The organism is Nocardiopsis sp. CNT312 (assembly GCF_000515115.1).
Taxonomy (GTDB): domain Bacteria; phylum Actinomycetota; class Actinomycetes; order Streptosporangiales; family Streptosporangiaceae; genus Nocardiopsis.
Window position 1 is genome coordinate 38,811 of the sequence record NZ_AZXF01000011.1, and the last position, 25,610, is coordinate 64,420.

The window sequence follows — 25,610 nt, forward strand, 5'->3', positions numbered from 1 at the left end:
ACGGGGGACCCGGCCGCGTCGCGGGGACGCGGCCGGGTGCGCAGGTGCCGCTACTCCTCGAGCCGGTCGCCGAGTTCGGCCTCCAGCTCGCGGATGACGTCGTAGTCGGAGGACTCGATGGGCAGCAGGTCGTCGATGCTGTAGAGCTCGCCCATGACCGCGGCGCCCTCCTCGGTGGACATGATGTCGAGCAGGGCGTCGTTGATCTCCTGCTTGAGGTCCTCGGGGAGGTTGCCGTTGAGGGCGAAGCCGTCGTTGGGGATGGGCTCGGACCAGCCGAAGACCACGACCTCCTGGCCCACGTCGGGTGCCTGGTCGGCCACGTCCTGGCGGGCGTCCTGGTAGGACACGCCGACGTCGGCGTCGCCCTCCAGGACGGCGAGCACGGAGTTGTCGTGACCGCCGGCGAAGATCGGCTCGATGTCCTCCTCCGGGTCGACCCCGGCGTTGAGCAACTGGAGCGAGGGGACGGCGTAGCCGGAGGTGGAGCCGAAGTCGACGAAGGCGACCTTGGCGCCGGCCACCTTCTCGACCGTGTCGGCGGCGATGGGGCCCTCCGAGGGGTCGGTGGCCTCTTCCACGCCGTTGCAGAACAGGAAGCCGTCCACGTCCACCGGGTCGGTGTCGCAGTAGGTGTCGGGGTCGTTGGTGAACCACTGCGTGACGTAGATGGTGCTGCCGTAGCGCTCGGACTGCAGGGCCAAGTCGGCCCCGGCCTGCTCCTCGGCCTGGACCATCTGGCGCGGGCCCAGTCCGCCCGCGATGTCGGCCTGTCCGGACTCCAGGGCGACGATCACACCGGCGTAGTCGGTGGGCACGTTGGGCTCCACCTCGATGCCCAGGCGCTCTTCGAGCATGTCGGCCAGGGGCTGGGCGGACTCGATCAGCTCACCCTGCTCGGCGGAGGGGGTCAGGGTCAGGACCAGTGTGTCGGGCCGGTCCCCGTCCGCGGAGTCCGCGGTGTCCTCGCCGTTGCCGCCGCCGCACGCGGTGGCGGTCAGCGCCAGGCACGTCATCGAAGCGAGCAGCAGTCGCTTTCTCATCATCTTGCACACCATCGCTTGGGGTCAGGGGGAAGGCCCGCACGCACGCAGCGGCGTCCTCGTTGCACCTCGCACGCTAACGAGGGGGCATTGCGAGCGAATGAACCAGACAAGCCGGTCATATGACCCATTCGTAACGGACTCCCCTGTCGACCCCGGCGGTTCAGGGCCGGGACGCGGTACGGCGGTCGAGCCGCTCATGGCGCTGGCGGGCGGCCTGGGCGCTGCCGGGCACGGGGCCGTGGGAGAGCTCCTGCCAGGAGATACCGCGCCCCTTGGCCATGGACAGCAGCCCGGCCTCCACCTGGTCGAACTCCTCCCGCGCGACCACGCTGCCCGCGGCGAGGTCGGCCACGCACCGCACGGCGTCGAAGGGGACCACCGGCACGCCGCGCTCCTCCCAGCGAACGCGGTGCTCGCCGCGAGCGCGTCGCTCGGTGATCCACAGCAGCGCCTCGTGTGTGCGCAGGCGGCGGGCATCGGTCGGGGCGAAGGGGCTCTCGTGCCGCTCTGGTTCTTCCCTGGCTCCACAACCGCCGTCGAACACTTCATGGCCAACATGAAGTGTTCGACGAATAGTTCAAAGACGGGACCGCGCGCAGGCCGAGAACCTTTCGGGCCGGGACCGCCATCGAACCTCCCCGAAACCGGTTGCCCGTAGCCCGGCAAGGTTTCCACAAGGGAACGGGCGGGCACCGGGCGGATGAGGGAGAGCATGCACGAACACGACATCGACCCCGCGAACACCGCCGAGTCCGAGTTGGCCACCCGCAGCGGCCCGTTCCGCGCCCTCGCCTTCCGCGACCCCGTCGACGGGGCGGAGCACCTGGCACTGCTGTCCGGGTCCCTCGGCGACGGCGAGGAGGTGCTGGTGCGGCTCCACTCCGAATGCGTGACGGGCGACGCCCTGGGGGCCCTGCGCTGCGAGTGCGGCGACCAGCTCCGGGAGGCCCTGGACGCGATCGCCGCGGAGGGCCGCGGGGTCCTGGTGTACCTGCGCGGACACGAGGGCCGGGGCATCGGGCTGTTGGAGAAGGTGCGCAGCATGACGCTCCAGGACGAGGAGGGCCTGGACACCGTCGACTCGGCCACGGCCCTGGGCCTGCCGGTGGACGCGCGCTCCTACGGCCCGGCCGCACGCGCCCTGCGGTTCCTGGGCGTGCGGTCGGTGCGCCTGCTGTCGAACAACCCGGACAAGGCGCGGGAGCTGGAGGAGCACGGAGTGAAGGTGGTCGCGCGAGTACCCGTGCTGCCCCCGGCCCGGGCGGAGAACATCGCCTACCTGACGGCCAAGCGCGACCGCCTGGGGCACGACCTGCCGCACCTGGACGGCGCGGTCCCCGAGGCCCGTGCGTAGGACACCCGGTCGGGGCCGCACCCGGCGGGCGGCCCCCTCACCTCGGGGCGGCCGTGCTGGCACGGACGACCAGGTCGGTGGCCAGGTCCAGGCGCAGGTTGGCCGGCCGCTCCCCCCGTGCGAGGGCGAGGGCCATCCGGGTGGCCTCCTCCGCCATCTCGATGAGGGGTTGGCGCACCGTGGTCAGCGGCGGCCCCGTCCACCGTGCCACGGGCAGGTCGTCGTAGCCCACGACGCTGAGGTCCTCGGGGATGCGCACACCCAGCTCACGGGCGGCCTCGTACACCCCCATCGCCTGGAGGTCGCTGCCGGCGAAGACCGCCGTGGGCGGTTCCTCCAGCCGGAGCAGCTCCCGCCCCCGGTCACGGCCGCCCTCGACGTGGAAGTCGCCGTGGCGGACCAGTTCCGGGTCGGGGGCGATCCCGGCGGCGTCCAGTGCGGCGCTGCAGCCGTCGAGCCGCGCCCTGCTGCACAGGACGTGCCGGGGCCCCCCGATCACCGCGATGCGGCGGTGCCCCAGTTCGATGAGGTGGCGGGTCGCGGCGAGCCCCCCGTTCCAGTTGGCCGAACCGACCGCGGGCATGTCCGGTCCCGGGTCGCCCGCCGGGTCCACGACCACGAAGGGAAGGTCGCGCGCGGTGAGCCGGGCGCGCTGTTCGGGCGCCAGGTCGGAGAAGACCAGGACCGCCGCGGTCGACTGGCGGGCGAGGACGGCGTCCACCCAGGTCTCGCGCGGTGTCTGGGCCCCGCCCGACTCGGTGAGCACCACGCTCAGCCCCTCGGCGCGCGCGACGTTCTCCACACCGCGGACGACCTCGATCGCCCAGGCGCTGTCGAGTTCGTGGAAGACGAGCTCGATCATGGACGACCGGCCGCGGCCGGGGCCGCGTCGGCGCCGGTAGCCGGAGCGGCGGATGAGTTCCTCGACGCGCTCACGGGTCCGCGCGGCCACGTCGGCCCTGCCGTTGAGCACCTTGGAGACGGTCGGCACCGAGACACCGGCGGCTTTCGCAATTTTCGAGATGGTGACCGGCTCGGACAGGGGTTCCTGGCCGGAGTCGGACACGGGGTCTGCACTCACGCCGCCTGATACTACGCCCTTCCCCCGCCCCGCAGGCGTACGGCCTCCGGGGTTTCCACCCTTGACGCACTCCGTGGTATGAGCGTAAATTCCGACCCCACGGTTTCGAAAGAAATTCCGATAGTTTCAAAAGGTCGGCCATGGATGCCCCCGCTTCGCCGCAGCAGGCGCGTCAGCTCTGGCCCCGCTCGCCGCCACCGCCCGCGGAGACGGTGGCGGCGACGGGCGCATGCACGTGTGGATGGACCGGGACACGCCCGCCATCGTGCAGGACGCCGCCGTCGGGCGCTTCAACGAATCCTCCGAAGTCGAGGCCGTGATCGACGAGGTTCCCGGCGACGGCTACGAGGAGTGGCTGCACACGGCGATGGGGGCGAGCGAGCAGACCGACGCCTTCTCCGACTGGGACGCCGGCAGCATCGAGCCCTACGTGGAGCAGGACGTGCTCATGCCCCTGGACGACCTCATGGAGCAGGACCCCGGCTTCGCCGCCTCCTTCATCCCCTCCGTCCTGGGGTCGGGACAGGTCGACGGCGTCCAGTACGGGACGGTGCGCTCACGGGGCGGGGCGCGGCCCCAGCGGACGACTGCCGTTCGGGGTTCCACGCGCTCCCGGCGGACAGCCCCCCACCCGCCTGGGGCCGCCCCTGGCCGGGCGCAGCGGGGTGAGTCCGGTGGACCCCGCCCCGCTGTTCCCGTTCGGACACGGCCTGTCCTACACCCGTTTCACCTGGTCGTATCCGCTCCTGGACGGCTGCCCCACCGGGGAGGGCGCCGTTGCGCTACCCACGGACGGGGAGGTGACGGTGGGGTGCACGGTGCGCAACGACGGCCCGGTGCGCGGAACCGAGGTCGTCCAGCTCTACCTGAGCGACCCGGTGGCGGCGGTGACCGGGCCGGTGCGGCGGCTGATCGGCTACGCCCGGCTGGACCTGGAGCCCGGACAGGAGAGCGGGGTGGAGTCCGCCGTCCACGCGGACCTGGCGGCCTACACCGGCCCGGACCCGCGGCGGATCGTGGACCCGGGCGACCTGGTGCCGCGCCTGTCCGCCTCCTGCGCCGACCCGGGAATCGCCTTGCGCCTCCGCTTGCACGGCCCCGTCCGTGAGGTCGGGCCGACGCGCCGCCCGCTCGCACAGAACAGAATCCGCGGTCCCCGCATCCACCCTGGATGAGCGGCGGTACCGAATCCGTCGCCTGAACGGTGCGGCGCGGACGCCCGGCACCGGGTTGTCCGGACCCGGCCGGCGGGCGCGCACCGTGTGGCCGCTTCCGTGACGAATCGAAGGGACCTATGGGCGAGCAGAGCACGAGAGCAGGGGCCTGGGCCCCGACGGCGCGCGGCACGGCGCTGTGGACCGCAGGGGAGGCGGGGACCGCACTGGTCGCCCAGTCGGCCCTGCTGTGGGCGCTCGTCCCCCTGGCGGGCCTGGGCCCGCTGGGGTGGGGGGCGGGCGCCCTGCACGCTGCGGCGCTCACGGGCCTGCTGCTGTGGGCGATGCACCGCCGGGGGCGCACCGTGCTGGGCACCGCGGACCGGGTCACCCTGTCCAGGGCGGTCCTGGGCGGCGGGGTCCTGGCCCTGGCCGTCGACGGCGGCCCGGCCTGGGCCCTGGTCGCGCTGGCCTCGGTCGCGCTCGTGCTGGACCTGGTGGACGGGGCTGTGGCGCGCGGCAGCGGCAGCGCCTCGGAGTTCGGGGCGCGGTTCGACATGGAGGCGGACGCCTTCCTGATCCTGGTGCTCAGCGCGTACGTGTCGCTGCACCTGGGCCCGTGGGTTCTGGCCGTCGGCCTCCTGCGGTACCTGTTCGCGGCCGGGGCGCGGGTCGCTCCGTTCCTGCGCGCGCCGCTGCCCCCGAGCACGGCCCGCAAGGTGGTGGCCGCCGCCCAGGGGGTCGTGCTGACCGCGGCGGCGTCGGGGGTTCCGGCGCACGCGCTCTCGGTCATCGCGGTGGCCTCGGCACTGGCCGCGCTGGTGTGGTCGTTCGGCAGGGACACGGTGTGGCTGTGGCGGTCGCGCCGGGCACCGGGTCTGGCAGGAGGGGAGGCGTGATGCCGGAGAGGAGGCACGCCCGCGCGTTCTGGACGGACGGGGACGGACGGGGCGAGGTCCGCGACGCCGTGGTGCCGGAGCCGCGCGAAGGCGAGGTGGTGGTACGTACCCTGTACTCCGGGGTAAGCCGGGGAACCGAGACCCTGGTCCTGCGCGGCGGCGTTCCGCGGGACCAGCACCGCGTGATGCGCGCTCCCTTCCAGGAGGGCGACTTCCCCGGACCGGTCAAGTACGGCTACCTCAACGTCGGCGTGGTCGAGGAGGGGCCCGACGGGCTGGCGGGGCGGACGGTCTTCAGCCTGTACCCGCACCAGACGCGCTTCGCCGTTCCGGCCGAGGCGGTGCGGTGCGTGCCCGACGGCGTCCCGGCCGGGCGGGCGGTGCTCGCCGGAACCGTGGAGACGGCGGTCAACGCCCTGTGGGACGCGCCCGTCCTGGTGGGCGACCGCGTCGCCGTGGTCGGCGCGGGGATGGTGGGCTGCTGCGTGGCCCTCCTGGCCGCAGGGGTGCCCGGCACCCGCGTCCAACTGGTGGACGTGGACCCGCGCCGGGCCGCGACGGCGAGCGCCCTGGGAACGGGCTTCGCACCCCCCGGAGAGGCCGTATCCGGCTGCGACCTGGTCTTCCACACCAGCGCGACCGACGAGGGGCTGGCGCGGTCATTGGAACTGGTCGCGGACGAGGGCGAGGTGGTCGAGATGAGCTGGTACGGGGACCGCAGGGTCCGCGTGCCCCTGGGCGAGGGCTTCCACTCCCGCCGCCTGACCGTGCGCGCCAGCCAGGTCGGGACGGTCTCCCCCTCCCGGCGCGGCCGGTACGGCTACGGCGACCGGCTCGACCTGGCGCTGCGCCTGCTCCGGGCCCCGGCCTTCGACGCCCTGGTCACCGGGGAGAGCCCCTTCGAGGACCTGCCGTCAGTGCTGCCGCGGCTGGCCGACGGCTCCCTACCGGCCCTGTGCCACCGCATCGCCTACACATGAGACCCGCTTGCGGGTACCGGGTCCCCGGTACCCGCACCCGCGACCTTCGAGGAGCACCCCTTGTTCAGTGTGACCGTCCGCGACCACATGATGGTCGCCCACAGCTTCCGCGGCGGGGTGTTCGGCCCCGCCCAGCGGCTGCACGGCGCCACGTTCGTCGTGGACGCGACCCTGTACCGCCCCGAACTGGACACCGACGGGATCGTCGTGGACATCGGCCTGGTAACCGGGGAGCTGGCCGCCGTGGTCGCCGGTCTCAACTACCGGAACCTGGACGGGGAGCCCGAGTTCACCGGGGTCAACACCTCCACCGAGTTCCTGGCCAAGGTGGTCGCCGACCGCCTCGTCGACCGGATCGGTGCGAGGGAGCGGGGCCTGACACGGGTCTCGGTCACACTGCACGAGTCACACGTGGCGTGGGCGACCTACGAACGCGACCTGTGAGCACGCCGTTCGTGGTGCCCGCGCTGTCCTCCCCCAGCGGGGGCAACACGTTCGACGCGCGCATCGCCGAAGCGTTGGGGAGGATCGGACGGCCGGTGCGCCTGGTCGAGGTGTCCGGCGCCTGGCCCCGCCCCGGCACCGGCGCCGAGGCGGACCTGGCCCGGGTCCTGGAGGGGGTGCCGGACGGGGCGGTCGTGCTGGTGGACGGACTGGTCGCCTGCGGGGTACCCGAGGCGGTCCTCCCCCACGCCCGGCGTCTGCGGCTGGTGGTCCTGGTGCACCTTCCCCTGGCCGACGAGTGGGGGCTGTCCGCCGGGGAGGCGGCGGACCTGGACGCGCGGGAGCGCGCGGTCCTAGCCTCGGCCGCGGCCACCGTCGCCACCAGCGCCTGGGCCGCCCGGCGGGTGGCTCGCCACCACGGTCTGGAGGGCGTCGGGTGCGTGGTCCCGGGGACGGACCCCGCGCCGCTCGCGGTCGGGACCGACGGCGCCCGCCACATGCTGTGCGTGGCCTCGGTGACCCCGCGCAAGGGGCACGACCTGCTCCTGGAGGCCCTGTCCCGTCTGGAGGGCCTTTCGTGGGAGTGCGTGTGCGTGGGCCCCGGCGGCGGGAGACACGCCGACCGCGTGCGGTCCCGGGCCGAAGGCCTCGGGGTGCGCATGGCGGGGCCGCTCACCGGAGCGGACCTGGACGCGGCCTACTCGGCCGCCGACCTGCTGGTCCTGCCCTCCCGAGCGGAGACCTTCGGCATGGTCGTGACCGAGTCGCTGGCGCGCGGGGTCCCGGTGGCGGCCTTCGGTGTGGGCGGCGTACCGGAGGCGCTGGGGCTGGCCCCGGACGGCTCCCTGCCCGGAATCCTCGTCGAACCGGTCGGGGCGGACCCGCTCGCCGAGGCGCTGCGCCGGTGGTGCACGGATCCGGGGCTGCGGGGGCGGCTGCGCGCCTCGGCCCGCCTGCGACGGCCGGAGCTGGCGGGCTGGGGCCGGTCGGCGCACGCGATGGCCGCGGTGCTCGACGGGGCCGCGCGGCCCTGACGCCGGTCCGCGAGTACGGAGCGGCGGGCGGAAAGCGGACCGACCGGTGCGCGGCCGGTGATTCCCCTACGTGTCGCCGCGGGGCGCGTGATACGTGTCTACCACGGAATATCACTCTGGGTGATCAACCCAAGGCCGAAAGGAAGAACCGTGCCCCGCTACTCCACCGCCGCCACCGCTCTCGCCGCCTGCGCCGCGGCCCTGTCCATCGCCGCTCCCGCCCACGCCGCGGAGGGCGCGCTGGCCTTCGAGGTCGTCGACTGGCACAAGGTCGAGATCGTCGAGCACGCCATCACCGACACCGCTCCGGGTTCCTGCCACAGCGTGCCGGAGGAGACCCTCTCGCCCGAGCGCCACCAGGAGTTCTACAGGTTCACCAACGGCACCGAACGCCCCGTCCTCATCGTCCGCAACTCGTGCGAGGAGTTCGAGGCCGACGGCCGTGCGGAGGCCCTCCGGTACGTCGCGCCCGGCGACAGCATCCGGGAACTGCCCGAGCGGACCAAGGCCGTGATCGTCCTGCGCGAGGCGGCGGAGGGCACCCCGGCGGAAGCCGCCCGAGAGCGGCGGTGACCCCCCTGCCGCGCCCTGCCCCGAAACCCGCGTTGCGGTGAATCGGCGGGGTCGATCGCACCGCCGCGGGTCCCCGCGCATCTGACCGGTCAGGTCAGATGGACACGGGCGGCCCGCGGCGGCCGCGACACCCGACGGGAAGGCTCGGTGACGGGCACGATGAGGACTTCGGCGTTCACACCGCAATGGCTGGCACTGCGCGAGGAGGCGGACGGCAGGGCGCGGTCCGAGCGGGCGGTGGACGCGGTACGCGGACACGGCCAGGTGGTCGCCGACCTGGGGTGCGGCACGGGATCGCTCGGCCGTTGGCTGGTGCCGCGCCTGCCCGAGTCGCGGCGCTGGGTGCTGTTCGACCGCGACCCGGCGCTGCTGGACCTGGCGCGGCGGAGCGTTCCCGCCGCCGAGGTCGCCACCCGCCCGGGGGAGCTGTCGGAGCTGCGCCCGGCCGACTTGGAGGGCGTGACGCTGGTGGCGGCCTCGGCCCTGCTCGACCTGTTCACCCGGGCCGAGGTGGCGGCACTGGCCGCAGCCGTCACCGGTGTCGGCTGCCCGGCCCTGCTGACCCTGTCGGTGGTGGGCCGGGTGGAGCTGTCCCCCGCCGACCCGAGGGACACGGACATCGCCCGCGCCTTCGACGCCCACCAGCGCCGCGGCGGGCGTCTGGGCCCCGACGCCGCGGACGTCGCCGCCGAGGTGTTCCGGAGTCTGGGGGCACGCGTGGAGGAGTTCGCGAGCCCGTGGCGGCTGGGGCCGGAACAGGCGGCCCTGACCGAGCAGTGGCTGCGCGGGTGGGTGCGGGCCGCCGTCGAGCAGGAGCCGGGACTGCCGGTGCGCGACTACCTGGACCGGCGGTTGGAGGAGTGCGCGCACATGCGCCTGCACGTCGTGGTCCACCACACCGACCTGGTGGTCCTGCCCGGAGAGGGCGCCGCGTGAACCGGAGCGCGTGGCTGCGCGCGCTCGCGGGGGCCGCGGTCCTGGCGGCCGTGGCGGCGTGGTTCCCGTCCGGGACGTTCGCCGGGGCGCTCGCCCTCGTGGACGGCCCCGCCCTGCTGGCCGCGCTGGCCGCGGGCGCGGGCACCACCGTGTTGAGCGCGGCGCGCTGGTGGGTGGTGGCGCGCGGCGTCGGCCTGCGGCTGCCGTTCGCGCGCGCGGTCGGCGACTACTACCGCGCCGTGTTCCTCAACGCCGTGCTCCCGGCCGGGGTGCTCGGCGACGCGCACCGCGCGGTGAGCCACGGCCGGTACGCGGGAGACCTGTGGCGAGGGGTGCGCGCGGTGGTACTGGAGCGCGTCGCGGGACAGTTGGTGCTGATGACGGCCGCCGCCGGACTGCTGTTCGCCCTGCCCACGGCCCTGTTCGGGCCGGGGCTGCGAGCCGTGGGCGTGTCCGCCGGGCTGGTCGCGGCGGTGGTCCTGACGGGCGCGGCGGTCCTGTTCCTGGGCCGGACCCGCCGGCCGCGGTGGTGGCGCGCGCTGCGGGACACGGCGGCCGACACCAGGGCCGGGCTGGTGGCCAACGCCGCCCCGGTGCTGGCCCTGTCGGTGGCGGCGCTGACCGGACACGTGGCCCTGTTCGTGTACGCGGCGTCCCTGGCCGGGACGGACGCCCCGGTGGTCCAGGTGGTCCCGCTGGCGGTGCTGTCGCTACTGGCGATGAGCGTGCCGGTGAACGTGGGCGGGTGGGGGCCGCGCGAGGCGGTGACCGCCCTGGCGTTCGCCGCGGCGGGCCTGGGCTCGCAGACCGGCGTCACGGTGTCGGTGGTCTACGGTGTGCTGGCTCTGGCTGCGGCGCTGCCCGGGGCGGTGGTACCGCTCGTGCGGTGGGCGCAGGCGTGGCGGACCCGCACACGGCCGGTATCGACCGTGGTCAGTGGTGTGGACCAGCGGCCCCGAGAGCGGACAGGTGTCCGGTGAAGGCGGTGGTGAGGGCCTCCAGGAGGCGGCGGCCCTTGTCTGCGGCGGCCAGTGAGGGGCGCCCGACCACGCCGTTGGGGGTGTAGGGCGCCAGCCCCCGGGTGGGCATGTGGTCGCGGGGGCCGCTGATGTGGTCGGCACCCTCCCTGCCAGGCCGCACGAGGCCGGGATGGGTGTGCAGCAGGACGGACGTCTCCAGTTCCCCTGCATGCATGTCGGTGTCGTTGTCGGTGGCCATCCCGGCCTCGCGCCGGGCCGCCTCCCACTCGTGGCCCTGGGGGAAGAGCGCCATGGTCCCGCCGGAGGCCTGGACGGTGTTGGCCAGCACGTGGTTGCCGCCGTGGCCGTTGACCAGGACGAGCGGCGTCCCCCGGAGGGAGGCCGCGATGTCGGTGACGACGGCGTGCAGGGTGGGTGCGGAGATGCTGACGGTGCCCGGCCAGGCAGCGTGCTCATGGGAGCAGGAGACGGTGACCGGCGGCAGGAGGCGGAGCCGGTGGGCACGGGCGAGTTCCCGGGCCAGGACGCACGCGATGACGGTGTCGGTCACCAGGGGCAGGTGGGGACCGTGCTGTTCCAGACTGCCGACGGGCAGCAGCGCCGCGGGGGCGCCGCTGCTGCCCTCTTCGGCGGTGGTGGTCAGGGGCAGCAGGGAGAGCGTGGGGTCGTCCATGGGCCCAGTATCGCCGCCGCTCCGCGTGCTCCGGGAGGGGCGGGCCCGGGGCACGGCGGCGCACCGGAGCGGGCAGGATGGGACACACGTCCCGGGAGCCACCGGGATCCGCCGCGACCGGACGGGAGGCGCCAGTGTGGACGCCGTGCTCTTCGACATGTTCGGAGTCATCGCCAGGGACCAGTCGGAGGAGGGCCGCGCCGCACTGGAGCGGGCCGTGGGCGCACCGCCGGAGGAGTTCTGGGAGGCGTACTGGCATCCGCGCCAGGCCTACGACCGGGGCGACACCGACGGGGCCGGGTACTGGGGGCGTGTCGGGGAGCGGTTGGGGACGGAGTTCGACGAGCGGCTGGTGCGGCTGCTGACCCGCCTCGACCTGGAGAGCTGGCGCCGCGTCGACGAGGAGATGGTGGACTACGTCTCCCACCTGGCCGGACAGGGGGTGCGGCTGGGGCTGCTGTCCAACATCCCCTTCGAGCTCGCCGACTACTTCGGTGAGCACCACCGGCGGGTGCTGGACCTGTTCCCCGTCCTAGGCCTGTCGTGCCGGATCCACCGGGCCAAGCCGGAGCCCGCCGCGTTCGCGTGGGCGCTGGAGCGCCTGGGGGTGCCGGCCGGGCGGGTGCTGTTCGTCGACGACCGGCGGTCCAACGTCGACGCCGCCACCGCCCTGGGCCTCCAGGGGCACCGGTTCACCTCGCTGGACGCGCTGCGCGAGCGTGTCGCCGGGCACTGAGCGGCGGCTCCCCGCGTGTTTTCCCGGATGGTGTGGACAAGCGGAAACGCGAATGCTACTCATGAGTAACAGGCCGCCTTACGAACCGAGGAGCCCCCACCCATGTCCGACTTCTCCCTCGAACTCTCCGACGACCTCAGCACCATGCGGGAGTGGGTCCACGGATTCGCCGCCGACGTCGTCCGCCCCGCGGCCGCCGAGTGGGACGAGCGGGAGGAGACCCCCTGGCCGGTCCTCCAGGAGGCCGCCAGGATCGGCCTGTACTCCCTCGACTTCTTCGCCACCCAGGGCCTGGAGCCGACCGGCCTGGGCATGTCCGTGGCCATCGAGGAACTGTTCTGGGGCGACCCCGGCATCGGCCTGTCCATCATGGGCACCGGCCTGGCCGCCGCGTCCCTGAGCCACACCGGCACCCCCGAGCAGGTCGGCGAGTGGGCACCGCAGATGTTCGGCACCCCCAACGACGTCAAGGTCGCCGCGTTCTGCGCCTCCGAACCCGACGCCGGCTCCGACGTCTCCGCCATCCGCACCCGCGCCGTCTACGACCAGGCCAAGGACGAGTGGGTGCTCGACGGCACCAAGACCTGGGCCACCAACGGCGGCATCGCCGACGTGCACATCGTGGTCGCCAGCGTGCACCCCGAACTCGGTTCGCGCGGCCAGGCCTCCTTCATCGTCCCCGCCGCCGCACCGGGCCTGTCCCAGGGCCAGAAGTTCGCCAAGCACGGCATCCGCGCCTCCCACACCGCCGAGGTCGTCCTCGACGGCGTACGCGTCCCCGGCAGTCACCTCATCGGCGGCAAGGAGCGGTTCGACGAGCGCGTCGCCCGCACCCGCGAGGGCAAGAGCTCCAAGGGCCAGGCCGCGATGAAGACCTTCGAGGCCACCCGCCCCACGGTGGGGGCGATGGCGGTGGGCACCGCCCGCGCCGCCTACGAGTACGCCCTGGAGTACACCGGCCAGCGCGAGCAGTTCGGCCGCCCCCTGGCCGACCACCAGGCCGTGGCCTTCCTGCTGGCGGAGATGGCCACCCGCATCGACGCCGCCCGCCTGCTGGTGTGGCGCGCCGCGTGGATGGCCCGCAACGGCAAGCCCTTCACCAGCGCCGAGGGGTCCATGAGCAAGCTCTACGCCAGCGAGACGGCCACCTTCGTCACCCAGAACGCCCTGCGCCTGCTGGGCGGCAACGGCTACACCCGCGAGTACCCGGTCGAGCGCTGGCACCGCGACGCCACCATCTTCACCATCTTCGAGGGTGCCAGCGAGGTACAGAAGCTCATCATCGGCCGCACGGTCACCGGCCAGCCGCTGCGCTAACATTTTCTCAGCTCAGAGGATCAGAAGCGAACATGTGATCCATGACGCAGGACTCGGAGGCGGGACAGGACGGCGCCGATTCGTTTACCGGTTCTTACCCGGATCATCCGGGGTTTGCCGGACGACTGTTTCCGGACCTGTTTCCGACGGAAACAGGGGGAGACGCGAAAGGTCGGACACGTGGACGTGTCCGACCTTTCACACACCCGCCCCCATCGCGGGGAAACGTCCGCGCACGCTCGCGACACGACGGCCGAAGGACGGGCGGAAGACCCGCGGCAGCGCTAACATCCGCATGACGCGCAGGATCCCTCCGTCTCCAGGAGTCCATGTTGAAGTTCCTCCGACCTCTCACCTCGGCATCGATGACCGTGATGCTCACGCTGTCCGGCATCGCCCTTTCCTCCCCAGTCCAGGCCCAGGACACCACGGAAACGAGAAAGAAGTTCGTTGAATGCGTCAACAAGGACATAAGCAAGGAGAACGCGGAATGGAAGCTTCCGGAATCCGAATTGAAAAAGCTCAAAAATATCATCGACCGAGAGATCATGAAGGAGGACACACTACCCAAAAGCCAGAGGGACGAGCAGAGGATTATCGAGAATATCGAGAACGCCGCGGCCAAGGAACTCCCGGGAGTCGACCGCGAGACCCTTGACGAGGTCGTCGAAACGCTCAGGGCCAGTGGACAGCACTGCTTTGTGGCCGTGAGGCAGGGTTAGGGACCGGCTTCCACCGGAGGGGCGGCGTCGCGGCGACGGCCGAGAACACGCCGCACCGCGAGGGGCGAAGCCCCGGTGGAGGGCCGCCATCGGCCGTACCGCCACCGGGCGCCCCTGGAGGTGGCCTTTGGCCAGCCTTACTTCCGATTCCCTGACACAGGGCGCCCCCTGGGGGATTAAGCGACACCTTAGGTCGCCGTTGACCTCCTCCCACCGCCAGGTGTGCACTGCGACACACCACACGGCGAAGGAGGGCACGCATGCAGGTCCCGGCACCGTTCGAATACGAACGCGCGACCAGCGTGGACCACGCGATCGGCCTACTGGACCGCCTGGGTGAGTCCGCCCGGCTGGTCGCGGGAGGGCACAGTCTGCTCCCGATGATGAAACTCCGGCTCACCGACCTGGAGTACCTCATCGACATCAACGGCCTGCACGGCGAACTCGGGTACGTCCGGCGCGAGGGCGACGAGGTCCGCATCGGCGCCATGACCAGGCACCGGGAGCTGCTCGAATCGGAGATCCTCGCCGAACTCTTCCCCGTGTTCATGGAGGCGGAGAAGGTCATCGCCGACCCGATCGTGCGCAACCGCGGCACCATCGGCGGCTCCCTCTGCCAGGCCGACCCCTCCGAGGACCTGTCGGCCGTCTGCGGCGCGCTCGACGCGGTCTGCGTCATCCGCGGTGCCGACGGCGAACGGCTCGTCCCCATGGAGGAGTTCCACGTCGGCCCCTACGAGACGGCCGTCGCCCCCGGCGAGATGCTCGTCGAGGTACGCCTGCCGGTGCGCCCGGGCGGATGCAGCGCCTTCGAGAAGGTGGAGCGCCGCGTCGGCGACTGGGCCGTCGTCTCCGCCGCCGCCGCCGTGTGGATCGACCAGGGCGCGTTCACCGACGCCCGGGTCGGCCTGGCCGCCGTGGGCGGCGACACCGTCGGGGTCGGCGGGATCGCCGAGGCGCTGCGCGGACAGCGCCCCTCGGAGGAGCTCTACACCAGGGCCGGGGAGATCGCGGCCCAGAGCTGCGACCCCGCCACCGACGCCAGGGGAAGCGCCGAGTACAAGCGCCACCTCGCCAAAGAACTCACCCGACGGACGCTGCGCCGCGCCGTCGCCGGAACCGGGAGGGCCTGACCATGCGCGTCACCATGACCGTCAACGGTGCAGAGGTCACCAAGGAGATCGAGGGCCGCCTCCTCTTGGTGCACTTCCTCAGGGACCACCTGGGACTCACCGGCACCCACTGGGGGTGCGACACCAGCAACTGCGGGACCTGCGTGGTGCGTATGGACGGCGAGCCCGTCAAGTCGTGCACCGTACTCGCGGCGATGGCCGACGGCCACGAGGTCACCACCGTCGAGGGCCTGGCCCGGCCGGACGGCAGCCTCGACCCCGTCCAACAGGGGTTCATGGAGTGCCACGGCCTCCAGTGCGGCTTCTGCACGCCCGGGATGATGATGACCGCCCGCGCCCTGCTGGACCGCAACCCCGACCCCTCGGAGGACGAGGTCCGCGAGGCCATCTCCGGGCAGATCTGCCGCTGCACCGGCTACACCACCATCGTCCGCTCGGTGTGCTGGGCGGCCGAACACGAGGCCGCCGAGCGCACGTCCGCCGCGGCCGACCAGGTCAAGGAGGAGGTCTGATGACCGCGGTGGAGGAGGAGAAGCCGGTCGGCCACGGCCGGATGCTCCGCAAGGAGGACCCCAGGTTCGTGCGCGGCCGCGGCCGCTACGTCGACGACGTCCAGTTGCCGGGCATGCTGCACCTGGCCATCCTGCGCTCTCCCATGGCGCACGCGCGCATCGTCTCCATCGACACCAGCGCCGCCCAGGCCCACCCCAAGGTCGTGGCCGTGGTGACCGGCGCCGACCTGGCGGAGAAGGGCCTGGCGTGGATGCCGACCCTGTCCAACGACGTCCAGGCCGTCCTGGCCACCGACAAGGTGCGCTTCCAGGGCCAGGAGGTCGCCTTCGTGGTGGCCGAGGACCACTACGCGGCCCGTGACGCCCTGGAGCTCATCGACGTCGAATACGACATGCTCGACCCGGTCGTGGACGTGCGCAGCGCCCTGGCCCAGGGCGCGCCCGTGGTCCGCGACGACCTGGAGGACAAGGCCGACAACCACATCTTCGACTGGGAGACCGGCGACGCCGACGCCGCCGAGGCGGTCTTCGCCAAGGCCGACGTGGTGGTCACCGAGGACATCGTCTACCCGAGGGTGCACCCCGCGCCCATGGAGACGTGCGGCTCGGTCGCCGACTTCGACCCGGTCGAGGGGCGCCTCACCCTGTGGTCGACCACCCAGGCCCCGCACGCCCACCGCACCCTGTACGCGATGGTGGCGGGTCTGCCCGAGCACAAGATCCGGGTCATCGCCCCCGACATCGGCGGCGGCTTCGGCGGCAAGGTGCCGATCTACCCCGGCTACGTGTGCTCGATCGTGGCCTCCCTCGTGGTCGGCAAGCCGGTCAAGTGGGTCGAGGACCGCTCCGAGAACCTCATCAGCACCGGCTTCGCCCGTGACTACATCATGCGCGGGGAGATCGCGGCCACCCGGGATGGCCGCATCCTCGGCATCCGCACCAACGTGCTCGCCGACCACGGCGCCTTCAACGCCCAGGCCGCGCCCACCAAGTACCCCGCCGGGTTCTTCGGGGTCTTCACCGGCAGCTACGACATCGAGGCCGCGCACGCCAAGCTCACGGCCGTCTACACCAACAAAGCCCCCGGCGGCGTCGCCTACGCCTGCTCCTTCCGCATCACCGAGGCCGTGTACCTGGTGGAGCGGATCGTGGACTGCCTGGCCCACGAGCTGGACGTGGACCCGGTCCAGCTTCGGCTGAAGAACCTCATCAAGCCGGAGCAGTTCCCCTACACCACCAAGACCGGGTGGGTGTACGACTCCGGCGACTACGAGCCGACGCTGCGCGAGGCGATGCGTATCGCCGACTACGACGAACTGCGCAGGGAACAGGCCGAGAAGCGCGCCCGCGGCGAACTGATGGGCATCGGCCTGTCGTTCTTCACCGAGGCGGTCGGCGCCGGCCCGCGCAAGGACATGGACATCCTGGGCCTGGGCATGGCCGACGGCTGCGAGCTGCGCGTCCACCCCACCGGCAAGGCGGTGGTGCGCCTGTCGGTGCAGACCCAGGGCCAAGGACACGAGACCACCTTCGCGCAAATCGTCGCCGAGGAGATCGGCATCCCCGTCGACGACATCGACGTGGTCCACGGCGACACCGACCAGACGCCCTTCGGCCTGGGCACCTACGGCAGCCGCTCCACCCCGGTCTCGGGAGCCGCCGCCGCGCTGGTGGCCCGCAAAGTGCGCGACAAGGCGCGCATCATCGCCTCGGGGATGCTGGAGGCCTCGGTCGCCGACCTGGAATGGACCAAGGGCGCCTTCTCCGTCAAGGGCGACCCCGAGCGCAGTGTCACCATCCAGGAGATCGCCCTGCGCGCCCACGGCGCCGGAGACCTGCCCGAGGGGATCGAGGGCGGCCTGGACGCCCAGATCTGCTACAACCCGGAGAACCTCACCTACCCGCACGGCGCCTACATCTGCGTGGTCGACATCGACCCGGGCACCGCGCAGGTCAAGGTGCGCCGGTTCGTGGCCGTCGACGACTGCGGCACCCGCATCAACCCGATGATCATCGAGGGCCAGGTGCACGGCGGTCTCACCGACGGCGTTGGCATGGCGCTGATGGAGATGATCTCCTTCGACGAGGACGGCAACTGCCTGGGCGGATCGCTCATGGACTACCTGCTGCCCACCGCGCTGGAGGTCCCCGAGTGGGAGACCGGCTACACGGTGACCCCCTCCCCCCATCACCCGATCGGTGCCAAGGGCGTGGGCGAGTCGGCCACGGTCGGCTCTCCCCCGGCCGTGGTGAACGCGGTGGTGGACGCCCTCAAGCCGTTCGGGGTACGCCACGCGGACATGCCCCTCACGCCCTCCCGGGTGTGGGAGGCGATGAACGGTCACGCGAAGCCGTCGTTCTAGTCGGCCGCAGCGAGAACACAGAGGAGTTGACGTGATGGCGACCGCCCCCGACCTGACCGGCCGCAGCCGCGAACTGCTGGCCGACCGGGTGCCGTTCGTGGAGGCCACCGTGGTGCGGGCCCAGGTGCCCGCCTCGGTGCGGGCCGGGGACGGCGCGATCGTCCTCGCGGACGGGTCCATCGAGGGGTTCGTCGGCGGGCGGTGCGCCCGGGACTCGGTGCGCACCGCCGCTCTGGAGGCGATCCGCGAACGCCGCAGCGTGCTGCTTCGGGTGCTGCCGGACGGGGGCGAGCCCTTCCCGGAGGCACCCGGGGCGCACGTGGTGGTCAACCCGTGCCTGTCCGGGGGCGCCATGGAGATCTTCCTCCAGCCCCGCCTGCCGGATCCCGTGGTGGGCGTGGTCGGGGCCTCCCCGATCGTGTCCGCCCTGGCCGAGCAGGCCGGGCCGCTGGGCTTCATCGTGTCGGCGGGGGCCGACACCTCGGTCGTGGCGGGCGCGACAGCGGTGGTCGTCGCCTCCCACGGCGGAGACGAGGAGGGCGCCGTCCGGGCCGCCCTGGACGCCGGGGTGGGGTACGTGGGGCTGGTCGCCTCGCGCCGCCGCGGTGCCGCGGTCCTGGAGGCCCTCGCCCTGTCCGAGGAGGAGCGCGCCCGGGTGCGCACCCCCGTCGGGCTCGACATCGGGGCCGCCACCCCCGCCGAGATCGCCCTGTCGATCCTGGCCGAACTGGTCCGGGCCGTACGGCTGGAGGGGCTGACGGCGCCCGAGCCCGCCGGCTGCCGCTCCGGTTCGGGCGGGCCCGCCCCCCTGCAGACCGCCCTCGACCCGGTGTGCGGCATGTCCGTGACCGTGGAGGCCGACACCCCCCGCCTGGAGGTGGACGGGCAGGAGTACTGGTTCTGCGCGCCCGGGTGCCGGGACCACTACGCGGCCGGGGTGTAGCCGGTGCTGGACGCCGACGAGGTCCGACACCGGTTGGACGCCCTGGACTATCTGGTGGACGAGGGCACGGCCGCCGCGCTCCACCTGGCCATGGCGCTGGGCCGCCCCCTGCTGTTGGAGGGGGAGCCCGGCGTGGGCAAGACGGCGGTGGCCAAGGCCCTGGCCGAGGTGCTCGGCGCGCCGTTCCTGCGCCTGCAGTGCTACGAGGGCCTGACCGCCGCCGAGGCCCTCTACGAGTGGAACCACCAGCGCCAGCTCCTGGCCGTCCGCCTGGCCGAGGCCCGCGGTGAGCGGCTCGCCGACGCGGACCTGTTCACCGAGGACTTCCTGCTGGAGCGGCCGGTCCTGCGGGCGGTGCGCCACAGGGGCGACGCACCGCCGGTGCTGCTCATCGACGAGGTGGACCGAGCCGACGACGAGTTCGAGGCGCTGTTGCTGGAGTTCCTGGGCGAGGCGTCGGTGACGGTGCCCGAGATCGGGACGTTCACCGCCGAGCACCCGCCGCTGGTGGTCCTGACCTCCAACCGCAGCCGGGACCTGCACGACGCACTGCGCCGCCGCTGCCTCTACCACTGGATCCCCTTCCCGCCGCCGGAGCGCGCCGCGCGGATCCTGCGCCGCCGCGTCCCCCAGGCGGGTGAGGCTCTGGTGGCGTCGGCCGCCGAGTTCGTGTCCCGGGTCCGGGGCCTGGAACTGGACAAGGCGCCCGGCATGGCGGAGGCCATCGACTGGGTGTCGGCCCTGGGCGCCCTGGGCGTCACCGACCTGGTCCGCGACGACGTCGTGCACTCACTGTCCGCCCTCGCCAAGACCCCTGACGACCGGGAGGCGGTCACGGCCGCGCTGAGGGACGACGGACACCCATCCCCCTGACCTCGAAGGAAACGACATGAAGATCGAGCACGAGTTCACCGTCGACGCCCCCACCGAGCGGGTGTGGGCCCTGTTCACCGACGTGGAGGCCATCGCCCCCTGTATGCCCGGAACGCAGTTGACCGGGGTGGAGGGCGACGTCTACTCGGGGAAGGTGCGTGTGAAGGTCGGCCCCGTGGTGGCCGCCTACGAGGGCACCGCGCGGTTCGTGGAGCGGGACGCCCACGCCCACCGGGCGACCCTCGAGGCCTCCGGCAAGGCCAGCCGCGGCGTGGGCAACGCCTCGGCGACCGTCACCTTCCAGCTGAGCGAGGCCGAGGACGGCACGAGGGTCGCCGTCGAGACCGACCTGAAGATCACCGGGAAGCTGGCCCAGATGGGCGGCGGGATGATCAAGGACGTGTCCGAGAAGCTGCTGGGGCAGTTCACGGCCGCGCTGGAGGAGAAGCTGACCGCGCCCGAGAGCGGAGAGGCTCCCGGGGGCGGAGGGTCCGCCGAGGCCGAGACGCCCACCGCACCGGCCGAGAGCGCCCCCTCCGCTTCCGAGGCGGGCACCCCCGAACCGGTGGCCGCCGCTCCCGCGGCCGGAACCGTGACGGCCCCCGCGCCCGCCAAGCGGACCGTCGAGAGCGCCGAGCCCGCCCCGGTCGACCTGGGCGCCGCCTCACGGGACGCCGTGCTCCAGCGGCTGTGGCCGGTGTTCGCGCTGCTCCTGGTGGGGGTGGGCATCGGCATCGGCTATGTCCTCTTCGCCTGAGCCCCGGCCCCGGGCCGCGCTCCTCCAGGGGGTCGACCGGGCTGCCCTGGTGGTCGCGCTCACCGTGCGGCTGCGCGAGAACGGCGTGCGCACCGACCTGGACGCCGCGCGCTCCCTGGCCCGTGCCCTGTCCCTGTCCCTTCCCCGTTCACTCGGGGAGCTGTACTGGACGGCGCGGGTGTGCCTGGTCCGGCACCGGGGCGACCTGGAGGCCTTCGACGCGGTGTTCGACGCCGCGTTCGGCGACGCGGACCCGGTCGGCGAGCAGCTCTCCCCTCCCCCGGCTCCGGTCAGGACCAGGGGCGAGAGGGCACCGGACGGGGGCCCTGAGGACCGGGGGGCGGTCGGCGGCGGGCTGCCGTGGGCGACCCTGCCGGACACCGATCCCTCCCCTGGCGGGGAGGACGACCCCAGGGCCCTGCCCGAACTGCTGCCCAGCGCCCTGGAGGCCTTGGCGGAGGCGCCCTTCGACCGTCTCTCCGAGGGCGAGGTGCGGCAGTTGGGCCGGTGGCTGGAGGAGCTGCGGCCGCAGCTGCCCCGGCGGCGCGGCCGACGCCACTCCCCCGGTCCGGGCGGTCGGCGCGTCGCCCTGCGCGCCACCCTGGCCCGCGCCCGGCGCACCGGGTGGGAGCCCCTGGAACTGGTACGCAGCGCGCCGGTGCCCAGGCCGCGCCGGGTGGTGGCGCTGTGCGACGTCAGCGGGTCGATGCGCTCGCAGGCCGCCGCCTACGTGCACCTGATGCGGGCGTTCGCGCTGATCGCGGGTACCGAGGCCTTCGCGTTCGGCACCCGGCTCACCCGGCTCACCCCGCTGCTGGCGCACGGCACGGCGGAGGGGGCGGTGGCACGGGCCACGGGCGCGGTGCAGGACCGGTTCGGGGGCACCCGGATCGCCGCCAGCCTGCGCGAACTCCTGGCCTCCCACCACGGGTCGGCGGTGCGCGGCGCCGTGGTGGTGGTGGCCTCCGACGGCTGGGACGGCGACCCGCCGGAGGAGATGGCTGCGGTCATGGCGCGGTTGCGGCGGCGCGCGCACCGGGTGGTGTGGGCCAACCCGAGGGCGGCGGCACCGGGGTTCGAGCCCTCGACCGGCGGGATGGCGGCGGCACTGCCGTTCTGCGACGCGTTGGTCCCGGCGCACACCTTCGCGGCGCTGCGCGGGGTGGTGGCGGCGGTGGCCGCAGAGACGGCGTCCCGCCCCCGACGGACGGGCTGAGACCGCCTGCCCACGGATTTCCGAAACCTTCGGCGCAGATACCACTACCCACTGTAGCGTCGCCGTATGCCCGGATTCGACCACGAACTCAAGGTGCACCTGTTCCACCACCACCCGGAACTGGCCCCGGCCCTGCTGCGCGACGTCATCGGTGAGCCCCTTCCCGACCACGCCCGCGCCGAGCTCGGCTGCACCGACCACACCCGCCTCAAGCCCAAACCGTTCAAGTCCGACGACGTCGTCGTCCTCTACGACGACCGCGGCGACAAGGTGATGGCCATCATCGCCGAGGTCCAGAACGACATCGACGACCACAAGCCCTACAGTTGGCCGGTCTACGTCGCCATGGTCCGCGAGGTGGTCAAATGCCCGGTCCGGTTGCTGGTGCTGTGCCCCGACCGGCGCGTGGAGGGGTGGGCCCGCACCCCCTTCACCGTCGAGACGAGCCTGCCCCCGTACACCCCGGCGGTCATGGGCCTGAGCAACACACCGGCGGTACGGGACATCGAACGCGCCCGCGACCTGCCGGAGCTGGCGGTGCTGTCCGCGGCTGCGCACGGCGCGGATCCGGGCACCCTCAAGGCCGCGGAAGCGGCGCTGGACACCGTGCCGGAAGACCTCCGGCTGATCTACTATGACTTCATCGAGTCCAAGCTCAGTGGCGCGGCTCGGCAGATGTGGGAGGAACTCATGGCGACCGGCACCTACGAGTGGCAGAGCGACTTCGCCCGCAAGTACGTCGGCCAGGGACGCGAGGAAGGCCTCAGGGAGGGCGAGGCGCGCGGTGAGGCACGCGGTGAGGCACGCGGCAAGGCCGAGAGCATCGTCCGCTTCCTGAAGGCCCGCAAGGTCCCGGTCACCCCCGCCGCTCGGCGCCGCATCACCGCCTGCACCGACACCGAGCGGCTCGACACCTGGCTCGAACGCGCCGCCACCGTCGGCCGGGCCGACGAGCTCTTCGACTGACCGCTTCCGGGCACGGCACCGGGGGTCTCCCCCGCTCCGCGCGGGGCACCCGTGCGCCCGGCGGGGGAGCGGTCAGTTCGCCTGGTTCCACAGGGTGACGTGGACGGCCGGGCGGAACCGGCCCCGGTGCACCCCCGAACCGTGGAGCATGGCCTGGGTGGCACGCGGTGTGGTGGCGAAGCGCAGGAACTCGGCGACCACGCCCGAGGGGTCGTGGCAGCCGTCGCGGACCGCCGACCACGACCCCTTGGTACGCACGGGCGGCCCCTTGGGGGTGACCAGCGCCCCCGAGGCCAGGTCGGCGGCCACGGAGAACCCGGGGGCCAGCCCCACCCCCCTGCCCTTCTTGACCTCCTCCAGCGCGGCCGCGTGGCTCTGGAAGAGGCGCTGGCGCCCCTCGGGGATCTCCAGGCGGCGCAGCACGGAGGGCACCAGGCCGATGCGGTCCATCGCGGAGGGACCGAGCAGCCAGGTCTGCTCGCGCAGCCGTGCCAGGTCGGTCCTGTTCCCGGCGAGGGGGTGGCTGCGGCCGACGACGGTGAGGACCTCGTAGTTGAGGATGGTCTGGCCGCTCAGTCCCGCGTCGAACTCTCGCTCCGGTCCGATGGCCACGTCCACGGCGCGTTCGCGCAGCAGCTCGTCGAACCGCCCGGTGTTGTGCACGCTCAGTTCGACGTCGAGGTCGTCGGCGCGGGAGACGAAGAGGTCGAGGAGGCCGGGCGCGGCGTACTCGGCGAACACGCTGGAGGTGGCCACGCGCAGCAGGCGGGAGCGGTGCCGGGCCTGGCTGACCTCGCGCAGGGTGCGGTCCTGCAACCCGAGCAGTTCGATGGCGCGCACCGCCAGGCGGAGCCCGCCGGGGGTGAAGGACAGTCCCGCCGCGGTGGGGACGAAGAGGCGGTCGTCGAAGGTCTTGCGGAGTTTGCCGATGTGCAGCGAGACGGCAGCTTCGGAGACGTCGAGTTCGCGGGCCGCGCGTTTGACCGATCCGAGGCGGGCGACCGCGGAGTAGGCGCGGAGTTGTGTGGGGGTCATCGGGGCGTGGGGCGTCCTCAGCTCAGCGCACGGTGCGGGCCGTGCGGGCACTCCGGGCGGGGGCCGATGCGGGGGTGGGCCGTCGCGTCCGGAGCCGGGGGGTCTGTGGCCTCTCAAACAGTGATGCGCGCCATACTAGAAAGGACCCAACCGCCCCGCAAGTGACATTGTTCCCTAAAGGGACATTAGGTATTAAAACCCTTGAAATCTACATAAGGTACCCCGAGCTCTGTTCGAAGGCAGGGGACACGCGGGACCGGCACCGTCGACACCGCGCGGACCGGCCGCGAGACTGCACAGGGTGACCGTCCGGCGGCTGAGGAGGTGGCGCGGTGCTGCGGCCCACGACCCCGCGAACGGCACGGGCGGCCTTGGCCGCGACCGCTCTGGCCGCGCTCAGCGGCTGTACCCCTCTGTACGGGCCCGCCGACCCCCTCGACCCATCGCCTCCGGTGACGAGCGCCGAGTCGGCCCAACCGACGGATCCGCCCGAACCCCTCCGCAGGGACGCGGAGTTCGCCCGGCTGGAGGAGGACTTCGACGCCCGGCTCGGCGTCTACGCCCTCGACACCGCCACCGGCCGGACGGTCGAGTACCGCCCCGACGACCGGTTCGCCCACTGCTCCACCTTCAAGGTCCTGGCCTTCGGTGCCGTGCTGAAGCGGACCCCGGTCGCGGAACTCGACCGGGTCGTGACGTTCGACCGCTCCGACCTGGTCTTCCACTCCCCCGTCGCACAGGGGCACGTGTCCACCGGAATGACGCTGCGCGAACTCGGCGACGCCGCCCTGCGCTACAGCGACAACACCGCCTCCAACCTGCTCCTGGAGGAGCTGGGCGGCCCCGACGCCCTGAACGGGGCCCTGCGGGAGATCGGCGACGAGACCACCCGTGTGGACCGCTTCGCCCCGGAGATGGCCCAGGCCCTGCCCGGCGACACCCGCGACACCAGCACCCCGCGCGCGATGGCCACCAGCCTGCACGCGTTCGCCCTCGGCGACGTCCTGTCCGAGGCCGGACGCACCGTCCTCGTGGACATGATGCGCGCCAACACCACTGGAGACGGCCTCATCCGGGCCGGGGTCCCCGAGAACTGGGAGGTCGGCGACAAGTCCGGTGCCTGCGGCTACGGCACCCGCCATGACCTCGGCCTGGTGTGGCCGCCCGGGGGCGAACCCGTCGTCCTCGCGGTGATGTCGGGCCGCGACGAGGCGGGCGCGGCCTACGACGACGCCCTGGTCGCGCAGGCCGCGGCGCAGGCGGTCGGGGCCCTGGCCTAGTCCGGACGCGGCCCCGCCACGAGCGCACGAACCGTGCCGTGTCCGCCCCGAGCCCGGGGAACAGCGTGCGCACCGGCCCCCGTTGGACCGCGACGGCCTTCCGCGCCGTGGCCGTCCTCGAAGCCTTCACCTGGGCCGGCCTGCTCATCGGCGTGGCCTTCAAGTACCCGGTCAACGGCGAGGAGACGGGCGTGCACGTCTGCGGCCCGCTGCACGGCGCGGCGTTCATGGCCTACGTCCCGCTGACGCTGGCCGCGGCGCTCCCTCTGCGCTGGGGCGCGCGGCCCACACTGGTGGCACTGTCCACCTCCGTGCCCCCGCTGTGCACACTGGCCGCGGACCGGTGGCTGCACCGCACCGGCCTGCTGGCCCCGGGCCAGCCGGAGCGGGAACCCCGGCCGGTCTCCTCACGGATCCGGGCACGGGAGATCCGTGCCCGGAACGCGCCGATACTCAGTTCTGCGCGCACACGATGATGGTGCCGCAACCGGGGCCGTCGATGATTCGGGGCCCGTCGGCCGAAGCCGGACCGATGGCCGCAGCGGCCATTCCGGCGGAGACGAAAACGGCGACGGCGGCGCGCGCGACGATCTTCTTCACTGC

Annotated in this window: 29 protein-coding genes; 22 read left to right on the top strand and 7 right to left on the bottom strand. The window is 73.0% G+C overall.

The window, feature by feature from the left end:
• Window positions 1–50: 50 nt before the first annotated feature.
• On the bottom strand, window positions 51–1,046 hold the full coding sequence (gene phnD / locus B042_RS0102965) for a phosphate/phosphite/phosphonate ABC transporter substrate-binding protein (protein ID WP_028646985.1): 996 nt from the start codon (window positions 1,044–1,046) through the stop codon (window positions 51–53).
• A gap of 160 nt (window positions 1,047–1,206) precedes the next feature.
• On the bottom strand, window positions 1,207–1,590 hold the full coding sequence (locus tag B042_RS21760) for a DNA-binding protein (protein WP_369797662.1): 384 nt from the start codon (window positions 1,588–1,590) through the stop codon (window positions 1,207–1,209).
• A gap of 168 nt (window positions 1,591–1,758) precedes the next feature.
• On the opposite strand from B042_RS21760, the gene B042_RS0102975 reads away from it, so the two are divergent.
• Complete coding sequence (locus B042_RS0102975; protein ID WP_028646986.1) at window positions 1,759–2,400, top strand: GTP cyclohydrolase II; 642 nt, start codon at window positions 1,759–1,761, stop codon at window positions 2,398–2,400.
• 37 nt (window positions 2,401–2,437) lie between these two features.
• Here the strand turns inward: B042_RS0102975 and B042_RS0102980 are convergent, their stop codons facing one another.
• Both B042_RS0102980 and B042_RS25525 read right to left on the bottom strand, forming a co-directional pair.
• Complete coding sequence (locus B042_RS0102980; protein WP_255342282.1) at window positions 2,438–3,442, bottom strand: LacI family DNA-binding transcriptional regulator; 1,005 nt, start codon at window positions 3,440–3,442, stop codon at window positions 2,438–2,440.
• Between the two features lie 211 nt (window positions 3,443–3,653).
• On the bottom strand, window positions 3,654–3,842 hold the full coding sequence (locus B042_RS25525; protein ID WP_155988844.1) for a hypothetical protein: 189 nt from the start codon (window positions 3,840–3,842) through the stop codon (window positions 3,654–3,656).
• 313 nt (window positions 3,843–4,155) lie between these two features.
• On the opposite strand from B042_RS25525, the gene B042_RS0102985 reads away from it, so the two are divergent.
• The 8 genes from B042_RS0102985 to B042_RS21775 all read left to right on the top strand — a co-directional run bounded on the left by B042_RS0102985 (window position 4,156) and on the right by B042_RS21775 (window position 10,481).
• Complete coding sequence (locus B042_RS0102985; RefSeq protein ID WP_028646988.1) at window positions 4,156–4,656, top strand: fibronectin type III-like domain-contianing protein; 501 nt, start codon at window positions 4,156–4,158, stop codon at window positions 4,654–4,656.
• Window positions 4,657–4,775: 119 nt separating this feature from the next.
• On the top strand, window positions 4,776–5,534 hold the full coding sequence (locus B042_RS21765; protein WP_081748562.1) for a CDP-alcohol phosphatidyltransferase family protein: 759 nt from the start codon (window positions 4,776–4,778) through the stop codon (window positions 5,532–5,534).
• Window positions 5,534–6,514, top strand: coding sequence for a zinc-binding alcohol dehydrogenase (locus B042_RS0102995; RefSeq protein WP_036553774.1), 981 nt, complete (start codon window positions 5,534–5,536; stop codon window positions 6,512–6,514). The genes B042_RS21765 and B042_RS0102995 overlap by 1 nt, the downstream gene beginning before the upstream one ends.
• A gap of 60 nt (window positions 6,515–6,574) precedes the next feature.
• Window positions 6,575–6,958, top strand: coding sequence for a 6-carboxytetrahydropterin synthase (locus B042_RS0103000; RefSeq protein ID WP_028646990.1), 384 nt, complete (start codon window positions 6,575–6,577; stop codon window positions 6,956–6,958).
• Window positions 6,955–7,992, top strand: a complete 1,038-nt coding sequence (locus B042_RS0103005; protein WP_028646991.1) for a glycosyltransferase family 4 protein — start codon at window positions 6,955–6,957, stop codon at window positions 7,990–7,992. The genes B042_RS0103000 and B042_RS0103005 overlap by 4 nt, the downstream gene beginning before the upstream one ends.
• 150 nt (window positions 7,993–8,142) lie before the next feature.
• Entirely contained in the window at window positions 8,143–8,565 is a 423-nt protein-coding gene (locus tag B042_RS21770) for a hypothetical protein (protein ID WP_036553775.1), read from the top strand.
• Between the two features lie 147 nt (window positions 8,566–8,712).
• Entirely contained in the window at window positions 8,713–9,501 is a 789-nt protein-coding gene (locus B042_RS0103015; RefSeq protein WP_028646992.1) for a methyltransferase domain-containing protein, read from the top strand.
• Entirely contained in the window at window positions 9,498–10,481 is a 984-nt protein-coding gene (locus B042_RS21775) for a lysylphosphatidylglycerol synthase transmembrane domain-containing protein (RefSeq protein ID WP_051415429.1), read from the top strand. Before B042_RS0103015 ends, B042_RS21775 begins: the two co-directional genes overlap by 4 nt.
• Here the strand turns inward: B042_RS21775 and B042_RS0103025 are convergent.
• Window positions 10,435–11,154, bottom strand: a complete 720-nt coding sequence (locus B042_RS0103025; RefSeq protein WP_028646993.1) for a creatininase family protein — start codon at window positions 11,152–11,154, stop codon at window positions 10,435–10,437. The genes B042_RS21775 and B042_RS0103025 overlap by 47 nt on opposite strands.
• Window positions 11,155–11,290: 136 nt before the next feature.
• On the opposite strand from B042_RS0103025, the gene B042_RS0103030 reads away from it, so the two are divergent.
• The 11 genes from B042_RS0103030 to B042_RS0103080 all read left to right on the top strand — a co-directional run bounded on the left by B042_RS0103030 (window position 11,291) and on the right by B042_RS0103080 (window position 22,692).
• Window positions 11,291–11,890 (top strand): HAD family phosphatase, encoded by a 600-nt coding sequence (locus B042_RS0103030; RefSeq protein ID WP_028646994.1) that lies wholly within the window; start codon window positions 11,291–11,293, stop codon window positions 11,888–11,890.
• A 102-nt stretch (window positions 11,891–11,992) separates the two neighbouring features.
• The gene (locus B042_RS0103035) at window positions 11,993–13,207 is read left to right on the top strand and encodes an acyl-CoA dehydrogenase family protein (protein WP_028646995.1); all 1,215 of its coding nucleotides are present in this window, start codon (window positions 11,993–11,995) and stop codon (window positions 13,205–13,207) included.
• Window positions 13,208–13,536: 329 nt separating this feature from the next.
• Window positions 13,537–13,929, top strand: a complete 393-nt coding sequence (locus tag B042_RS0103040; RefSeq protein WP_028646996.1) for a hypothetical protein — start codon at window positions 13,537–13,539, stop codon at window positions 13,927–13,929.
• Between the two features lie 260 nt (window positions 13,930–14,189).
• Window positions 14,190–15,062, top strand: a complete 873-nt coding sequence (locus B042_RS0103045) for a xanthine dehydrogenase family protein subunit M (protein ID WP_028646997.1) — start codon at window positions 14,190–14,192, stop codon at window positions 15,060–15,062.
• A gap of 2 nt (window positions 15,063–15,064) precedes the next feature.
• A complete protein-coding gene (locus B042_RS0103050; RefSeq protein WP_036553776.1) occupies window positions 15,065–15,574 on the top strand; it encodes a (2Fe-2S)-binding protein in 510 nt (169 codons plus the stop codon).
• Window positions 15,574–17,937 carry an aerobic carbon-monoxide dehydrogenase large subunit gene (locus B042_RS0103055; RefSeq protein WP_028646999.1) on the top strand — a complete coding sequence of 788 codons (2,364 nt, stop codon included), beginning with the start codon at window positions 15,574–15,576 and terminating at the stop codon, window positions 17,935–17,937. The genes B042_RS0103050 and B042_RS0103055 overlap by 1 nt, the downstream gene beginning before the upstream one ends.
• Before the next feature lie 34 nt (window positions 17,938–17,971).
• A complete protein-coding gene (locus B042_RS0103060; RefSeq protein WP_028647000.1) occupies window positions 17,972–18,880 on the top strand; it encodes an XdhC family protein in 909 nt (302 codons plus the stop codon).
• A 3-nt stretch (window positions 18,881–18,883) separates the two neighbouring features.
• Window positions 18,884–19,753: a MoxR family ATPase gene (locus B042_RS0103065; protein WP_028647001.1), complete on the top strand. Its 870-nt coding sequence runs from the start codon at window positions 18,884–18,886 to the stop codon at window positions 19,751–19,753.
• A 16-nt stretch (window positions 19,754–19,769) separates the two neighbouring features.
• Window positions 19,770–20,510 (top strand): SRPBCC family protein, encoded by a 741-nt coding sequence (locus B042_RS0103070; RefSeq protein WP_028647002.1) that lies wholly within the window; start codon window positions 19,770–19,772, stop codon window positions 20,508–20,510.
• Window positions 20,494–21,726 carry a VWA domain-containing protein gene (locus B042_RS21780; protein ID WP_051415430.1) on the top strand — a complete coding sequence of 411 codons (1,233 nt, stop codon included), beginning with the start codon at window positions 20,494–20,496 and terminating at the stop codon, window positions 21,724–21,726. The genes B042_RS0103070 and B042_RS21780 overlap by 17 nt, the downstream gene beginning before the upstream one ends.
• Before the next feature lie 66 nt (window positions 21,727–21,792).
• The gene (locus B042_RS0103080) at window positions 21,793–22,692 is read left to right on the top strand and encodes a hypothetical protein (RefSeq protein ID WP_028647003.1); all 900 of its coding nucleotides are present in this window, start codon (window positions 21,793–21,795) and stop codon (window positions 22,690–22,692) included.
• A 72-nt stretch (window positions 22,693–22,764) separates the two neighbouring features.
• Here the strand turns inward: B042_RS0103080 and B042_RS0103085 are convergent, their stop codons facing one another.
• On the bottom strand, window positions 22,765–23,727 hold the full coding sequence (locus B042_RS0103085) for a LysR family transcriptional regulator (protein ID WP_028647004.1): 963 nt from the start codon (window positions 23,725–23,727) through the stop codon (window positions 22,765–22,767).
• A gap of 332 nt (window positions 23,728–24,059) precedes the next feature.
• Here B042_RS0103085 and bla point away from each other — a divergent pair, with 332 nt between their 5' ends.
• Together bla and B042_RS21785 are read left to right on the top strand one after the other, a co-directional pair.
• Complete coding sequence (gene bla / locus B042_RS0103090) at window positions 24,060–25,007, top strand: class A beta-lactamase (RefSeq protein WP_028647005.1); 948 nt, start codon at window positions 24,060–24,062, stop codon at window positions 25,005–25,007.
• A gap of 65 nt (window positions 25,008–25,072) precedes the next feature.
• Window positions 25,073–25,483, top strand: a complete 411-nt coding sequence (locus B042_RS21785) for a DUF3817 domain-containing protein (RefSeq protein WP_051415447.1) — start codon at window positions 25,073–25,075, stop codon at window positions 25,481–25,483.
• Here B042_RS21785 and B042_RS25530 read toward each other — a convergent pair.
• Window positions 25,461–25,607, bottom strand: a complete 147-nt coding sequence (locus B042_RS25530) for a hypothetical protein (protein WP_155988846.1) — start codon at window positions 25,605–25,607, stop codon at window positions 25,461–25,463. The genes B042_RS21785 and B042_RS25530 overlap by 23 nt on opposite strands.
• Between the last annotated feature and the right edge of the window lie 3 nt (window positions 25,608–25,610).

Coding starts and splice junctions, on each gene's coding strand:
- B042_RS0103035 (WP_028646995.1), top strand. CDS start 11,993: ATGTCCGACTTCTCCCTCGAACTCTCCGACGACCTCAGCACCATGCGG.
- phnD (WP_028646985.1), bottom strand. CDS start 1,046: ATGATGAGAAAGCGACTGCTGCTCGCTTCGATGACGTGCCTGGCGCTG.
- B042_RS0103040 (WP_028646996.1), top strand. CDS start 13,537: ATGTTGAAGTTCCTCCGACCTCTCACCTCGGCATCGATGACCGTGATG.
- B042_RS0102975 (WP_028646986.1), top strand. CDS start 1,759: ATGCACGAACACGACATCGACCCCGCGAACACCGCCGAGTCCGAGTTG.
- B042_RS21780 (WP_051415430.1), top strand. CDS start 20,494: ATGTCCTCTTCGCCTGAGCCCCGGCCCCGGGCCGCGCTCCTCCAGGGG.
- B042_RS0103025 (WP_028646993.1), bottom strand. CDS start 11,154: ATGGACGACCCCACGCTCTCCCTGCTGCCCCTGACCACCACCGCCGAA.
- B042_RS0103055 (WP_028646999.1), top strand. CDS start 15,574: ATGACCGCGGTGGAGGAGGAGAAGCCGGTCGGCCACGGCCGGATGCTC.
- B042_RS0102995 (WP_036553774.1), top strand. CDS start 5,534: ATGCCGGAGAGGAGGCACGCCCGCGCGTTCTGGACGGACGGGGACGGA.
- B042_RS21765 (WP_081748562.1), top strand. CDS start 4,776: ATGGGCGAGCAGAGCACGAGAGCAGGGGCCTGGGCCCCGACGGCGCGC.
- B042_RS0103060 (WP_028647000.1), top strand. CDS start 17,972: ATGGCGACCGCCCCCGACCTGACCGGCCGCAGCCGCGAACTGCTGGCC.
- B042_RS0103050 (WP_036553776.1), top strand. CDS start 15,065: ATGCGCGTCACCATGACCGTCAACGGTGCAGAGGTCACCAAGGAGATC.
- B042_RS0103070 (WP_028647002.1), top strand. CDS start 19,770: ATGAAGATCGAGCACGAGTTCACCGTCGACGCCCCCACCGAGCGGGTG.
- B042_RS0103080 (WP_028647003.1), top strand. CDS start 21,793: ATGCCCGGATTCGACCACGAACTCAAGGTGCACCTGTTCCACCACCAC.
- B042_RS0103045 (WP_028646997.1), top strand. CDS start 14,190: ATGCAGGTCCCGGCACCGTTCGAATACGAACGCGCGACCAGCGTGGAC.
- B042_RS0103085 (WP_028647004.1), bottom strand. CDS start 23,727: ATGACCCCCACACAACTCCGCGCCTACTCCGCGGTCGCCCGCCTCGGA.